Source organism: Rhodococcus opacus (genome assembly GCF_012396235.1).
Lineage (GTDB): Bacteria > Actinomycetota > Actinomycetes > Mycobacteriales > Mycobacteriaceae > Rhodococcus_F > Rhodococcus_F opacus.
This window is the reverse complement of record NZ_JAAXPA010000014.1, coordinates 25,477-38,614: the sequence shown is the minus strand read 5'-3', so window position 1 is coordinate 38,614 and position 13,138 is coordinate 25,477. Positions and strand designations below refer to the sequence as shown.

13 protein-coding genes are annotated in these 13,138 nt (G+C 68.7%); 9 read left to right on the top strand and 4 right to left on the bottom strand.

Going from position 1 to position 13,138, the window contains the following annotated elements; genetic code table 11:
• Positions 1–37: 37 nt before the first annotated feature.
• Genes HGB39_RS19610 through HGB39_RS19600 form a run of 3 tightly spaced genes read left to right on the top strand, consistent with a single transcriptional unit; the run spans position 38 to position 3,003 of the window.
• Entirely contained in the window at positions 38–817 is a 780-nt protein-coding gene (locus HGB39_RS19610; protein WP_005566345.1) for an enoyl-CoA hydratase/isomerase family protein, read from the top strand.
• 55 nt (positions 818–872) lie between these two features.
• On the top strand, positions 873–1,844 hold the full coding sequence (locus HGB39_RS19605; protein WP_005259548.1) for a class I SAM-dependent methyltransferase: 972 nt from the start codon (positions 873–875) through the stop codon (positions 1,842–1,844).
• A 1-nt stretch (position 1,845) separates the two neighbouring features.
• Complete coding sequence (locus tag HGB39_RS19600) at positions 1,846–3,003, top strand: THUMP-like domain-containing protein (protein WP_005566344.1); 1,158 nt, start codon at positions 1,846–1,848, stop codon at positions 3,001–3,003.
• Positions 3,004–3,042: 39 nt separating this feature from the next.
• Here the strand turns inward: HGB39_RS19600 and HGB39_RS19595 are convergent, their stop codons facing one another.
• A complete protein-coding gene (locus tag HGB39_RS19595; RefSeq protein WP_005566343.1) occupies positions 3,043–4,350 on the bottom strand; it encodes an outer membrane protein assembly factor BamB family protein in 1,308 nt (435 codons plus the stop codon).
• Positions 4,351–4,489: 139 nt separating this feature from the next.
• Between HGB39_RS19595 and HGB39_RS19590 the strand changes: the two genes are divergently transcribed.
• Together HGB39_RS19590 and HGB39_RS19585 are read left to right on the top strand one after the other, a co-directional pair.
• The gene (locus HGB39_RS19590; RefSeq protein ID WP_005240319.1) at positions 4,490–5,233 is read left to right on the top strand and encodes an acyltransferase; all 744 of its coding nucleotides are present in this window, start codon (positions 4,490–4,492) and stop codon (positions 5,231–5,233) included.
• A gap of 25 nt (positions 5,234–5,258) precedes the next feature.
• Complete coding sequence (locus tag HGB39_RS19585) at positions 5,259–5,516, top strand: DUF3253 domain-containing protein (protein WP_005566342.1); 258 nt, start codon at positions 5,259–5,261, stop codon at positions 5,514–5,516.
• An 8-nt stretch (positions 5,517–5,524) separates the two neighbouring features.
• Here HGB39_RS19585 and HGB39_RS19580 read toward each other — a convergent pair whose 3' ends face one another.
• From HGB39_RS19580 to HGB39_RS19570, 3 genes are read right to left on the bottom strand one after another with little or no spacing between them, the layout of a single operon-like run.
• Entirely contained in the window at positions 5,525–6,769 is a 1,245-nt protein-coding gene (locus tag HGB39_RS19580; RefSeq protein ID WP_005566341.1) for a glycosyltransferase family 4 protein, read from the bottom strand.
• Positions 6,766–8,364 carry a 1,4-alpha-glucan branching protein domain-containing protein gene (locus HGB39_RS19575; RefSeq protein WP_205627362.1) on the bottom strand — a complete coding sequence of 533 codons (1,599 nt, stop codon included), beginning with the start codon at positions 8,362–8,364 and terminating at the stop codon, positions 6,766–6,768. The genes HGB39_RS19580 and HGB39_RS19575 overlap by 4 nt, the downstream gene beginning before the upstream one ends.
• Positions 8,361–9,188 carry a class I SAM-dependent methyltransferase gene (locus HGB39_RS19570; RefSeq protein ID WP_005569008.1) on the bottom strand — a complete coding sequence of 276 codons (828 nt, stop codon included), beginning with the start codon at positions 9,186–9,188 and terminating at the stop codon, positions 8,361–8,363. Before HGB39_RS19570 ends, HGB39_RS19575 begins: the two co-directional genes overlap by 4 nt.
• Positions 9,189–9,429: 241 nt before the next feature.
• Between HGB39_RS19570 and HGB39_RS19565 the strand changes: the two genes are divergently transcribed.
• From HGB39_RS19565 to HGB39_RS19550, 4 genes are all read left to right on the top strand, one after another.
• The gene (locus HGB39_RS19565; RefSeq protein ID WP_005259535.1) at positions 9,430–10,230 is read left to right on the top strand and encodes an electron transfer flavoprotein subunit beta/FixA family protein; all 801 of its coding nucleotides are present in this window, start codon (positions 9,430–9,432) and stop codon (positions 10,228–10,230) included.
• A gap of 46 nt (positions 10,231–10,276) precedes the next feature.
• A complete protein-coding gene (locus HGB39_RS19560) occupies positions 10,277–11,233 on the top strand; it encodes an electron transfer flavoprotein subunit alpha/FixB family protein (protein WP_005567647.1) in 957 nt (318 codons plus the stop codon).
• A gap of 134 nt (positions 11,234–11,367) precedes the next feature.
• Positions 11,368–12,201: a GNAT family N-acetyltransferase gene (locus HGB39_RS19555; protein ID WP_054246646.1), complete on the top strand. Its 834-nt coding sequence runs from the start codon at positions 11,368–11,370 to the stop codon at positions 12,199–12,201.
• Positions 12,198–13,121, top strand: coding sequence for a lysophospholipid acyltransferase family protein (locus tag HGB39_RS19550; protein ID WP_005566005.1), 924 nt, complete (start codon positions 12,198–12,200; stop codon positions 13,119–13,121). Before HGB39_RS19555 ends, HGB39_RS19550 begins: the two co-directional genes overlap by 4 nt.
• The last annotated feature ends 17 nt before the right edge of the window (positions 13,122–13,138 follow it).

Genomic DNA, 13,138 nt, shown 5'->3' with positions numbered 1-13,138 from the left:
AAACCGGGTCGGAGGCAGACAAGTAGCCTTTTGCCTCATGGCTGAGTTTGTCACTCTCGAGGTATCCGAAGGCATCGGCACGATCCGGCTGGCGCGCCCCCCGATGAACGCCCTGAACCGCCAGGTTCAGCAGGAGTTGCGGGCAGCGGCGCGGGAGGCGACCGTCAACGCCGACGTGAAGGCCGTCATCGTCTACGGCGGCGAGAAGGTCTTCGCCGCGGGCGCGGACGTGAAGGAAATGTCCGAGATGGACTTCGGGCAGATGTCCGACGTGATCGGCGACCTGCAGTCCGACCTCGCGGCGGTCTCCGAGATCCCGAAGCCCACCGTTGCCGCCATCACGGGGTACGCGCTCGGCGGCGGCCTGGAGGTCGCGCTGTCGGCGGACCGGCGCATCGCGGGCGACAACGCCAAGCTCGGCGTGCCGGAGATCCTGCTCGGCATCATCCCCGGCGGCGGCGGCACTCAGCGTCTCGCCCGGCTGATCGGACCGTCCAAGGCCAAGGATCTACTGTTCACCGGCCGGTTCGTCGACGCCGAGGAGGCTCTCGCGATCGGTCTGGTCGACGAGGTCGTGGCGCCGGACGACGTGTACGAGGCGGCCCGCACGTGGGCGTCGCAGTTCACGAAGGGAGCGGGCCGCGCCCTGGCTGCGGCGAAGGCCGCCGTGGACCGTGGGCTGGACGTCGACCTGGGGACCGGGCTCGCGGTGGAGCGTCAGCTGTTCACCTCGTTGTTCGCCACCCAGGACCGCAAGATCGGGATGGAATCGTTCATCGAGAACGGCCCAGGTAAGGCTCAGTTCACAGGCGAGTAGTCTGGAGCCCGAAACTAGAACCTGTTCACTCTTACCAGCGAGTAGGATTTGCCGCATGACTGCAAGCGCCCATGACGACCCAGCTCCTCATCCGCACGCCACCGCCGAAGAGGTAGAGGCTGCGCTGAAGGACACCAAACTCGCCCAGGTGCTGTACCACGACTGGGAAGCCGAGACGTACGACGAGAAGTGGTCGATCTCGTACGACGAGCGGTGCATCGACTACGCGCGCGGACGTTTCGACGCCGTCGCGGGCGATCAGCCGCTGCCCTACGAGCGGGCGCTCGAACTGGGCTGCGGCACCGGATTCTTCCTCCTCAACCTGATGCAGGGCGGGGTCGCGAAGACCGGTTCGGTCACCGACCTGTCGCCCGGCATGGTGAAGGTCGCCCTCCGCAACGCCGAGGGCCTGGGATTGTCCGTCGACGGCCGCGTCGCCGACGCCGAAACCATCCCGTACGAGGACGGTACGTTCGACCTCGTCGTGGGACACGCTGTCCTGCATCACATCCCGGATGTCGAGCAGTCGCTGCGCGAGGTTCTGCGCGTCCTGAAGCCGGGCGGGCGTTTCGTGTTCGCCGGTGAGCCGACCACGATCGGCAACTTCTACGCCCGCTGGCTGGGTCGCGCGACGTGGGAGGTCACCACCCGGGTCACCAAGTTGCCGTTCCTAGCGGACTGGCGTCGCCCGCAGGCGGAATTGGACGAGTCCTCCCGCGCGGCCGCGCTCGAGGCCGTCGTCGACCTCCACACGTTCGATCCGAGCGACCTCGAGAAGATCGCGAAGTCGGCAGGCGCCGAGCAGGTTCACGCGGCCACCGAGGAATTCGCCGCCGCTCTGCTCGGGTGGCCCGTCCGCACGTTCGAGGCGGCTGTGCCCCCGGAGAAGCTGGGCTGGGGCTGGGGGCGTTTCGCGTTCACCGGATGGAAGACGCTCAGCTGGGTCGACGAGAAGGTTCTCCGGCACGTGGTTCCACGGGGATTCTTCTACAACGTCATGATCACCGGCGTGAAGCCCGGCAACTGAATTGGGCTATGCGTTCACTGCCGGGGACGTGGAGTTCCTGCAGAGCCCGGACGGGGCAGCCGCGCTCGCGGAGGTGGACGGCTTCGCACTGACCACGTCTACGCGCCTGGCCGACATCGGCCGGGCGCGTACGCGTTTCGGCTCACACGTGGCGCTGCTGGTGGAGACCGTGCTGTTGCGGCGGAAGGCGGCCGCCAAACTTCCCGGCACCGAAAACTGGTTCTTCACCGACGACGCCCTGCAACAGGCGACACCACGTGCGGTCGCCGCACACCGTGCGACGCGGCTGAAGGACCGGCACGTCCACGACGTCACGTGCTCCATCGGCGCCGAACTGGACGCGGTGGCCGGGACGGCCGCAACCGTGATCGGCAGCGACCTCGACCCGGTCCGGCTCCTGATGGCGCAGCACAACGTTCCCGGGGCGGCCGTTCTCCGCGCCGACGCGCTCGTCCCGTGCACCCGCGGCACCGTCGTGCTCGCGGATCCGGCGCGACGGTCCGGCGGCAGGCGCACACACGACCCCGCCGCGCTGGAGCCGCCGCTGCCCGATCTGATCGACGCATACCGTGGACGGGATCTCGCGGTGAAGTGCGCCCCCGGACTCGATTTCGACCGGCTCGGCTGGGACGGCGAGGTGGAGGTGGTGTCGCTCGACGGCGGCGTGCGCGAGGCGTGCCTGTGGTCGCCGGGACTGTCCGGAGCCGGTGTCACCCGGCGAGCGAGCGTCCTCGGCTCCGACGGCACCGCGTGGACGGTGACGGACGCCGAGGACGACGACATCCCCGAACGCGCGCCGGGCGAGTGGATCATCGACCCCGACGGCGCCGTCGTGCGTGCGGGCCTGGTGCGGCACTACGCCGCCCGGCACGGGCTGTGGCAGCTGGATCCCCGGATCGCCTATCTCACCGGCGATTCGGTCCCCGACGGCGTGCGGGGCTTCCGCATTCTCGAACAGGTGAAGTATTCGGAGAAGTCGCTGCGGCAGGAGCTGGCGCGGCACGACTGCGGGGTGGCGGAAATCCTCGTGCGCGGCGTCGACGTCGATCCCGCGGTCCTGCGTCCCAAGCTGAAACTGCGCGGAAGTCGTTCGCTCAGTGTGGTGATCACGCGGATCGGCCGAGCCGGCGTCGTCTTCATCTGCGCTTCGCGCCCGTGAGTACTTCTTAACCGCCGGACGTTAATAAGTACTCACGGGTCAGCGGAGGACGAAAAGCTCTCCGAGCAGTGTCGGCGTGAGAACTTCACCCTTCGGCCCGACGGACGTGCCGACCGTGAAGCCCTTCGCCCCGGGCAGGGTGTCCTGGTCGAGGGTTTCGCCGGTCCCGGTGTCGAACGTGAGCATCGCCAGTCCGTCCGTACCCTCGCGGACCACCGCGTAACCGGTGGACCCGGCCGTCTGGGCCGGGACGCCCAGCTGCAGCAGATCCTTCCGCTCCCAGACAAGTTCGGCATGATCGCCCTTGTCCTGCAACGCCAGCAGGTGGCCGTCGAGTCCGCCCGCGGGGATGATCAGACCGTCCGCGGACGTCGACGGGCTGCCGGCGGCGGCATACCCGATGTCGTAACTCCACTTCGGATCGCCGGTCGCGGAATCGATCGCCCACAACGTGCCCCAGTTGTCGTTGGTGTAGACGACGGAGCCGTCGGCCGACAGATCGGGACTGGACGCGCTGCCGCCCGGCAGTGCATCGCTGGACCATTCCTGAGTGATCGCGGGGTTGTCGCCGCCGGAGTACTTCATTGCGACGAGTTCCGCCGCGGGTGCTCCTGGGGCGAAGAACGTGAAGTAGAACTTGCCGGACTCGAGGTCGATGGCCGGCATGTTCGCCACCGGGCAGTCGGGTGCGCCGAAGAAGCAGCCGCTGAGGCCCTTGTCGTCGGGCAGGATGTCGACGGTCGCGCCCTCGGCGACGGACGGCGGCGGGACGAGATCGTACGGCGCCACGACCTTCTGACCGGTCTGCGTGTCCACGACGTTGATCTGGCCGAGCTGGGTGATGAAGAGGAGATTGCCGTCGCCGGTGAACTGCGCCGACAGCGGCGTCCCGACCACCGGTGTGCGCCAACGCAGCTGGCCGTACTCGTTGAACGAGTTGATGGCGCCGTTCTCACCCACGTACACGTTGGCGGCGCCGTCGATGATCGGCGTGGAGGCCACGACACCCGGCGCGAGCTGACGGCACCAGCGTTTGCGGCCGCTGTCCATCTGGTAGGAGAAGAGGTTGCAGCCCTTCTCGGTGCGGGCCGTGATGAAGATCTGGCCGCTGGCGGCCACCGACGCGTAATTCGCCACCGGACCGCCGAGCGGCCGCGACCAGGCGAAGGAGAGTTCGCGGGAACCGGTGACGGGGCTGGTGTCGCTGTTGCGGGCGTCGGCGTGCATGCCGGGCCACCCGCCCGCGGAGAAGATGTCGTCGACCTGCGTTCCGCTGCTGCAGCCGCTGAGGACGACAGCCGAGATCGTCGCCAGCGCCAGTACTGACGAACGTAGGACCCGCCGCATTACTTCTCCTCGTCTTCGATAACGCTCGGCCCAGAGACTATCCCGCCGAGGCTGCGCCGATCGGCACACCCCGATGCCGGTGTCGGAGTCCGGACGCACCCGACCGGGGGCCCGAGCTGTGAACGTAGGCTGACAGGCTATGACGAGCATGTGGGGCGCACCGTTGCGTACGAGGTGGCGAGGATCCCGGCGGAGCGACAGCGAGCAGGCCCGCTTCCTAACACGCGACTCGCTGCGATGGGTGCTGGCGAACAAGGCGTACACGCCGTGGTACCTCGTGCGGTACTACCGGCTCGCGAAGTTCAAGCTGGCCAACCCGCACGTGATCCTGCGCGGCATGGTGTTCCTCGGCAAGCGGGTGGAGATCCATTCGACCCCCGACCTGTCGCGGCTCGAGATCGGCCGCTGGGTGCACATCGGCGACGGCAACGCGATCCGCTGCCACGAGGGTTCGCTGCGCATCGGCGACAAGGTGGTCTTCGGCAAGGACAACGTCGTCAACACGTACCTCGACATCGAGATCGGCGCGTCGACGCTCGTGGCCGACTGGTGCTACATCACCGACTTCGATCACCGCATGGACGATGTGAACGTCCCGATCAAGGATCAGGGCATCGTGAAGGGCCCGGTCCGCATCGGACCCGACACGTGGGTGGCGGCCAAGGTCACGGTTCTCCGCAACACGCGGGTGGGGCGAGGCTGTGTTCTCGGCGCGCATGCCGTCGTCAAGGGTGACATCCCGGACTTCAGCATCGCCGTCGGCTCGCCGGCCAAGCCCGTGAAGAACCGCAAGGCCGAGTGGGAGGCGGGTGCGTCCGAACGCGCGAAGTACATCGCGGCCCTCGAGGACATCGCCCGGAAGAAGGCGGCGCAGGAGAACTGACCGGCGCGGTGGCATAGTCGGCAGCATGACCGCGTCGGGCAGTGAACTCGAGGAGCGCATCCGGGCGCTCCTCGACGCGCGGTCCGCGAATTCGAGCATCTGCCCGTCGGATGTCGCGCGGGCCGTCGCACCGGACGACTGGCGTCCCCTCATGGAGCCGGTGCGGGAGGCCGCCCGGCGCCTGGCCGATGCCGGGGAGGTCGAGGTCACTCAGAAGGGTGCCGTCGTGGATCCGGGATCGGCACGGGGTCCGATCCGGATCCGGCGGGCCCGCGCGGACTGAGGGCCACGTCAGCGACCGGGCAGCGGACGCTCGGGAATCTCCGGCCTCGCCAACGGGTGCCGCACGCGACGCTTGGCGCCCGCGTAGACGTGGACGGTGTCCTCGGCCACCTTGTTCCAGTCGAAATCCGCGGTGAGACGGTCACGGGCGGCCACCGCGCGCTGCTGGGCGCCGGCCGGGTCGTCGAGGACCTCCCGGACCGCGGACGTGAGCCCGGTGACGTCGCCCGGCTGGAACGACATGCCGGTCTCGCCGTCGACGACCGCTTCACCGAGGCCGCCGGCGGTGGACGCCACGAGCGGGGTGCCGGAGGCGGCGGCTTCGAGTGCGATGATGCCGAACGGTTCGTACCGGCTGGGCAGGACGATGGCGTCGGCGCCGTGCAGCCACCCGAGCAGTTCGATGTGGTCGAGGTTGCCGAGGAAGTTCACGGCACGGGCGACGCGATGGGTGCGGGCCTGCTGGTAGAGCCAGGTGAACTGGGTGCCTTCACCGGCGATCGACAGCGTGGTCCCGGGGTGGCTGCGGCGGATGCGGGGGAGCGCGGCGATGGCGTCCTGCACGCCCTTCTCGTATTCGAGGCGGCCGACGAACAGTAGTTTCGGCGGTCCGGACCGTGGCGCGCGCTCGCGGAAGCTCCAGGTGGTGAGGTCGATTCCGTTGCGGATCACCGTGATCGGTGGGAGCTGCGGACCGTAGAGTGTGGTCACTTCGTCCTGCATCGACGCGGAACAGGTAATGAGCGCATCGGATTCGTTGGCCAGCCACCATTCCACCGAATGCACCTGCCGGTTGATCCGGCCGGACACCCAGCCGCTGTGCCGTCCGGCCTCGGTGGCGTGGAGTGTGGAAACCAAAGGGACGTCGTAGAATTCGGCCAACGCGATGGCGGGGTGGGCCACGAGCCAGTCGTGTGCGTGCACCACGTCCGGCTGCCAGCCCTCCCCGACACCGGGCTTGTGCAGGGCGACGCCGGCCCGCACCATCGCGTGCCCCATCGCGAGTGTCCACGCCAGCATGTCCTCGCCGAAGACGAAGTGCGCGGGGTCCTCGGCGACGGCGACGACCAGCACGCCGTCCTCGATGTGGGTGACGGTGGGATGGGTGGAGGCGTCGGTGCCCGACGGCCGCCGCGACAACACCACCACTTCGTGTCCGGCCGCCGCGAGTTCGGTGGCCAGGTGGTGGACGTGGCGGCCGAGACCGCCGACCACGACGGGTGGGTACTCCCACGACACGATCAGGATCTTCACGACGCCCCTCCCTCGGTGCCCGTCAGCCGGTGCTCCCTGCCGGGCAGACGCCGCGCGTCGAGCCCGGGGAACAGGCCGTCGGCGCGATTCCATCCCTCTGCGAGCCGGTTCGCGGCCGCGTCCTTGCCCGCCGACACCGCGGCCGCGATTTCGCGGGTGGCATGTGCGTGCTTGTGTGCCCGGTCGCGGGCATATCCGGCCGCGGAATCCTTGCTGACCATGAACGCCCAGTCGCTCGACACCGTTATGAGTGCCTCCCGCAGTATCTGATCGTTCACGCGGTTCCGGAGCGCGGGACGTCCGGGGGCAGCATTGGTGTCGCGGGTCTTGTCCACGGTGTCGAGGGCGGTCGCGACCACCTCGGAGTTGAGTTGCACCAGGTCCGAGACCTGATCGCCGGCCCATACCCGCCAATCCTTGCCGGATCCCCACGACGATTTCTCGAGCTGGACGGGTTCGCCCACGTAGCCCTGCCGCCGGGCGTCATCGAGGGTGCCGACCCGGATTCCGGCCTCGGGCAGCGCCCGCAGCACCTTCTCGAGCCACTCGGGGCCCTCGTGCCACCAGTGCCCGAACAGTTCCGTGTCGAACGCGGCGACGACGAGCGCGGGCCGTCCGATGCGCTCCGACTCGTCGCGCAGGCGCCTGCGGACGGTGGCGACGAAGTCGGCCACGTGCCGGTCGACCGCGGCCGTAGCCAGGGCGGGGTCGTATGGCGCCTTGTCGGCCGAGTCGACCGTGCGGCCGGTCACCCGGGCCGGTTTGAGGCCGGTGTCGTGGTCGTACGTGTGGAAGTCACGGTAGGCGCCGTGCCCGGGGTAGCCCGACTTCGGCGACCACACCCGGTAACTCACCTGCAGGTCGCGTCCGAACGCGACCACGTCGGACTCACGGACCGGTCTGCCGAGCGACGTGTCGCCGCGCAGGGCGGGACCGTCGACCATGAAATGAGTGACACCCGCCTCGGCGTATCCGGTCTCCATGCCGGGGGTGTACCCGCATTCGGGCCCCCAGATACCTGTCGGCGTGCAGTTCCACCGCGTGGCGGCGTCGGCGAGCCCCTCGCTGAGGGAGAAGGCACGCAACCGCGGGTCGAGCAGCGGCTGGAACGGGTGGGCAAGCGGCCCGCCGAGCAGTTCGAACGCCCCGCGGTCGAGAAGGTCGCGCAGTAGCGGTGAGCCGCCGTGCCGCCAGCGCAGTTCGAAGTCGGCGAGTGCGGCGGCGGACGCGCGGTGCTCGCGGGCACCGAGATCGCGGTGCGCGTCGTCGGGCATGCCTGCCGCCTCGTGTGCGCGGATCTGCCAGTTCCCGAGCCAGTGGTGCATCCCCACCAGACAGTGCGGATCATCGAGCTGAGCTGCGAGAACCGGGGTGATGCCGAGGGTCAGCAGGTGTGAGCGACCCTCGTCGGACAGCCGCCGCAACATCGCGGTGAGAGGGAGGTACGACGCCGCCCACGACTGGTACAGCCACTCCTCGCCCACCGGCCACCGGCCGTGATTGGCGAGCCAGGGCAGGTGGGAGTGCAGGACCAGGCAGAACATACCCGGTTCCGTCGCGTCGCCCGCTCCGGTGCGGTTGTCGGATTCGGTCACCGAACAGGATCCTTCACCGCGACGGCCACCAGGTCGAGGCTGTCGTCGATGTCGCCCTCGTGCAAGGCGAAGTCGTCGAGGGTGATGCCCTCGACGTCGCGGGTCAGTTCGTCGGGCCAGGGTTCGCCGGCGAGTGCGCGGTCGATCTGCGCGCCGATGAACGAGCCGCCGTGCTTCGCGTCGAGGGACTTCAGCCGGTCGCCGTGATGAACGCCGGTCATGAGGGCGACCCTGAATCCGGCCTCCTCGAGCAGTCCGGTCAGCTCGGCCGCGTCGAGTTCGCGGGTGTGGAACGGATTGAGGGGCGTGTCGCGGCCCGGCGAGAACGTGATGCGGTTGGGGGTGCTGACGAGCAGTTCCCCGCCGGGCGTCAGCACCCGGAAGCATTCGCGGAGGAACTGGGCCTGGTCCCACAGGTGTTCGATCACCTGGAAATTGACGACGGTGTCGACGGATTCGTCGTCGAGGGGAAGCTCCGCGAGGTTGCCGTGCAGCATCTCGACGCGGGGGTAGCGCGCACGGACGTGTTCGACCGCGGAGATGTCGTAGTCTAGTCCGGTGACGCTCTGTGCCACGTCGGCAATCATGTTGGCGCCGTAGCCTTCTCCGGATCCGGCCTCGAGTACCCGGCGTCCCGTGCAGCGGGGGAGGAGGTCGCGGTAGACGACCTCGTGCCGCCGGAACCAGTAGTTCTCCTCGGGGATCCCGGGCACGGTCCGCTCGCCCGTGAGGGGCAGCTGCTCGTCGCCGGTCGATGGCAATTGCTCGTGACCGAGCGGGGGCAGTGGTGCGTCCTCGCGGTCGCCGACAAATGATTCGCTCACCGCTGCGAGGTTAGTGCCACCGGCAAGGTCGCTCGTCCAGGTGGTCTACATCACAGGGATGAAATGCGCATTCGGCCGTTATGGTGAACGAGACTTTCACGCAAGTTACCGACCGGTAACTTAACGTGGGGTAATCTGTCGCAGAGCCATCGTGCGACGAAATATCGACAACGAGAGCTCGGCCCACGCGGAGCAACTCACGATAACCACGCAAGAACACACAGGAGGTCGACGAAGACCCATGACGAACATCGTTGTTTTGATCAAGCAGGTCCCCGACACGTGGTCCGAGCGCAAGCTGACCGACGGTGACTACACGCTTGACCGCGAGGCCGCCGATGCAGTGCTCGACGAGATCAACGAGCGCGCCGTCGAAGAAGCGCTCCTGATCAAGGAGGCTCAGGGCGGCGAGGTGACCGTCCTCTCCGCAGGTCCGGACCGTGCCACCGACGCCATCCGCAAGGCCCTGTCCATGGGTGCCGACAAGGCAGTGCACATCAACGACCCGGCCCTCCACGGCTCCGACGCGGTGCAGACCGCGTGGACCCTGGCCGCGGCGCTCGGACAGATCACGTTCGAGAACGAAGAGCCTGCCGACCTGATCATCGCCGGCAACGAGGCCACCGACGGCCGCGTCGGCGCCGTTCCGGCCATCATCGCCGAGTACCTGGGCATCCCGCAGCTCACCCAGCTGCGCAAGCTCACGGTCGCCGACGGCACCGTCACCGGAGAGCGCGAGACCGACGAGGGCGTCTTCGGCCTCGAGGCGAGCCTGCCGGCCATCGTCAGCGTCACCGAGAAGATCAACGAGCCCCGCTTCCCCTCCTTCAAGGGCATCATGGCCGCGAAGAAGAAGGAAGTTCTCGTCTACACGTTGGCCGACCTCGGTGTCGACCCGGAGACCGTCGGCGTCGCCAACGCGGGCACCACCGTCACCGCCTCCACCCCCAAGCCCCCGCGTACCGCTGGTGAGCGCATCGTCGACGAGGGCGACGGCGGCAGCAAGATCGCTGCCTACCTCGTGGGCCAGAAGATCATCTGATCGCGCCCCTCTACAGACCAGCAGACACATACAGGGAGAGTTAGACATGGCAGAAGTACTGGTGCTCGTCGAGCACGCAGAGGGTGCGCTGAAGAAGGTCAGCACCGAACTCATCACCGCCGCTCGCGCGCTCGGTGAGCCGGCCGCAGTGGTCACCGGTCCCGCCGGTACCGCCGACAAGCTGGCCGAGGGCCTCGCCGCCGCAGGCGCGGCCAAGATCTACGTCGCCGAGTCGGACGACATCGACGGCTACCTGGTCACCCCGAAGGTCGACGTGCTCGCGTCGCTCGTCGAGTCGGCCGCGCCGGCTGCGGTCATCACCGCCGCCAGCGTCGAGGGCAAGGAGGTCTCCGGACGTCTTGCTGCCCGCATCGGCTCCGGCCTGCTCGTCGACGTCGTCGACGTGAAGTCCGACGGCAGTGCCGTGCACTCCATCTTCGGTGGCGCATTCACCGTCGACGCCAAGGCCAACGGCGACGTCCCGGTCATCTCGGTCCGCCCGGGTGCCATCGAGGCGAAGCCCGAAGCCGGCGCAGGCGAGAAGGTCTCCGTCGAGGTCCCGGCCCAGGAAGAGGGCGCCGTCAAGATCACCTCGCGTGATCCGATCGTCGGTGGCGACCGCCCCGAGCTCACCGAGGCGACCGTCGTCGTCTCCGGTGGCCGCGGTGTCGGCAGCGCCGACAAGTTCACCGTCGTCGAGGAACTCGCCGACTCGCTGGGTGCCGCTGTCGGTGCCTCGCGTGCCGCGGTCGACTCGGGCTACTACCCGGGACAGTTCCAGGTCGGTCAGACCGGCAAGACGGTCTCACCGCAGCTGTACATCGCGCTCGGCATCTCCGGTGCCATCCAGCACCGCGCCGGTATGCAGACGTCGAAGACCATCGTCGCCGTGAACAAGGACGAGGAAGCCCCGATCTTCGAGATCGCGGACTACGGCATCGTCGGCGACCTGTTCAACGTCGCTCCGCAGCTCACCGACGCAGTCAAGGCCCACAAGGGCTGATTCTCGGCCGACGGCGGCCCCGTTCCCTTACCGGGAGCGGGGCCGCCGTCGTATCTTCCGTCGTTCATCCGGGCTGCATCGACACGACACCCGGGCGATGCCCTCACGCCGCCCCTGCTCGGTAAACCTGCGCCATGACAACTTCGTCAGTTCTCCGCGCACCGAGTGAGACCGCCGATTCTGTTGTAACCGCGCCCCGATACTCCCTGGTCGTCTCGTCCGATCGCGAACACCGCGTTTCCGCCCAGCGGCTGCGCTACCGCGTGTTCGCCTCCGAACCCGGATTCTCCGTCCCCGCGCACGCGGACGCCCTCGACGCCGACCGGTTCGACGACTTCTGTGACCACCTCCTCGTCCGCCACGAGGAGACCGGCGAGTTCGTCGGTTGCTACCGCATGCTCCCGCCCGACGCCGCTGCCCAGGCCGGTGGCTATTACACCGCCACCGAATTCGACATCTCCGCGCTCGACCCCGTCGGCAACCGCATCGTCGAGATGGGCCGGGCGTGCGTCGACCCCGACCACCGCTCCGGTTCGGTGCTGAGCCTGATGTGGGCAGGCATCCTCCACTACCTGCAGCTCACCGGATACGAATGGGTCATGGGATGCGTCTCCGTGCCGATGCGCGAGCATCCGGACGCGGTGGCCGGTTCCAACGTCCGAGGGGTGCGCGACCTGCTGCTCCGCAAGTACGGCAACGACCCGGCCGCGCGGGCCGTGCCCAGGAACCCGGTGCGCGTCGACGGGCGGTCGCTCGACGAGATCGAGCCGCCCGCCCGGCCGACCCTGCCGCCGCTGCTCCGGGGCTACCTGCGCCTCGGCGCCAAGGTGTGCGGTGAGCCCGCGCATGATCCGGAGTTCGGTGTCGCCGATTTCGTCGCACTGCAGGGACTGCACGGCGCCAACGAGCGCTACCTCGAACGCCTGCGTTCGGCATCGGCCACTCTCGAGGCGGGAGCACGAGCATGAGCACGGCGGTGTCCGAGTCGCCCGAGGTGCCCGTGCACTCGTGGATGCCGTCGAGTCCGTGCGGCGCGGGATGTCTGCCCGCGGAGGCGAACGGAGTGTCGATCCCGACCGTGGTCGTTCGCTGGTGCCTCGTCGTGTCGGCACTGGCGACGGCGCCGCTCCTGACCGCGGGATGGCTGCTGCCGCGGTCGTGGCGGACCGGTCTGCAGCGGCGGTACGCAGCGATCCTGTTGCGCTGCGTGGGAATTCGCCTCGTCGTCGTCGATCATCGTGGAAAGCGCCGTCACACCGGCGGGATCCTGGTGGTGGCCGGCCACGTGTCGTGGACCGATGTGCTGGTGCTCAGCGCGCTCGCCCCGGCGAACTTCGTCGCCCGCGGGGATCTGCTGGACTGGCCGGTTCTGGGGTCGCTCGCGCAGCGGATGAGGGTCGTCCCGATCGATCGGCAGAACCTGCGCGCACTCCCGGACACGGTGGCGACGACGGCGGGCAGGCTGCGCGACGGCGAACGAGTCGTGGCGTTCCCGGAGGGCACCACGTGGTGCGGACGGGCGTACGGCGGTTTCCGGCCTGCGCTGTTCCAGGCGGCGATCGACGCGGAATGCCCGGTCCAGCCGATCTCGCTGCGGTACACCGGCCGGGGCGGGGGCCTGACGACCGGGCCGTGCTTCGTCGGCGAGGAGACGATCGGCCAGTCGATCCGGCGCATCATCCGCCAGAAGGGAGTCACCGCGGAGGTCCGGCTGGCGCCGATCGAGTACCCGGGGGACTGCCGCCGCGATCTGGCGACCCGGTGTGAGCGCGCCGCGCGGGGCGACGAACGGATCGATCTCGCAGCGCACGACATCGTCGATCCGCTGCAGGGTGCGGTCGGGACGGCGGCCGTGGGCATCGAGGCGGCGGAGCGTCTCGTCGCCTGAGCTATCCTGGTCACGTC

Coding starts and splice junctions, on each gene's coding strand:
- HGB39_RS19555 (WP_054246646.1), top strand. CDS start 11,368: ATGACAACTTCGTCAGTTCTCCGCGCACCGAGTGAGACCGCCGATTCT.
- HGB39_RS19585 (WP_005566342.1), top strand. CDS start 5,259: ATGACCGCGTCGGGCAGTGAACTCGAGGAGCGCATCCGGGCGCTCCTC.
- HGB39_RS19550 (WP_005566005.1), top strand. CDS start 12,198: ATGAGCACGGCGGTGTCCGAGTCGCCCGAGGTGCCCGTGCACTCGTGG.
- HGB39_RS19590 (WP_005240319.1), top strand. CDS start 4,490: ATGACGAGCATGTGGGGCGCACCGTTGCGTACGAGGTGGCGAGGATCC.
- HGB39_RS19605 (WP_005259548.1), top strand. CDS start 873: ATGACTGCAAGCGCCCATGACGACCCAGCTCCTCATCCGCACGCCACC.
- HGB39_RS19595 (WP_005566343.1), bottom strand. CDS start 4,350: ATGCGGCGGGTCCTACGTTCGTCAGTACTGGCGCTGGCGACGATCTCG.
- HGB39_RS19565 (WP_005259535.1), top strand. CDS start 9,430: ATGACGAACATCGTTGTTTTGATCAAGCAGGTCCCCGACACGTGGTCC.
- HGB39_RS19610 (WP_005566345.1), top strand. CDS start 38: ATGGCTGAGTTTGTCACTCTCGAGGTATCCGAAGGCATCGGCACGATC.
- HGB39_RS19560 (WP_005567647.1), top strand. CDS start 10,277: ATGGCAGAAGTACTGGTGCTCGTCGAGCACGCAGAGGGTGCGCTGAAG.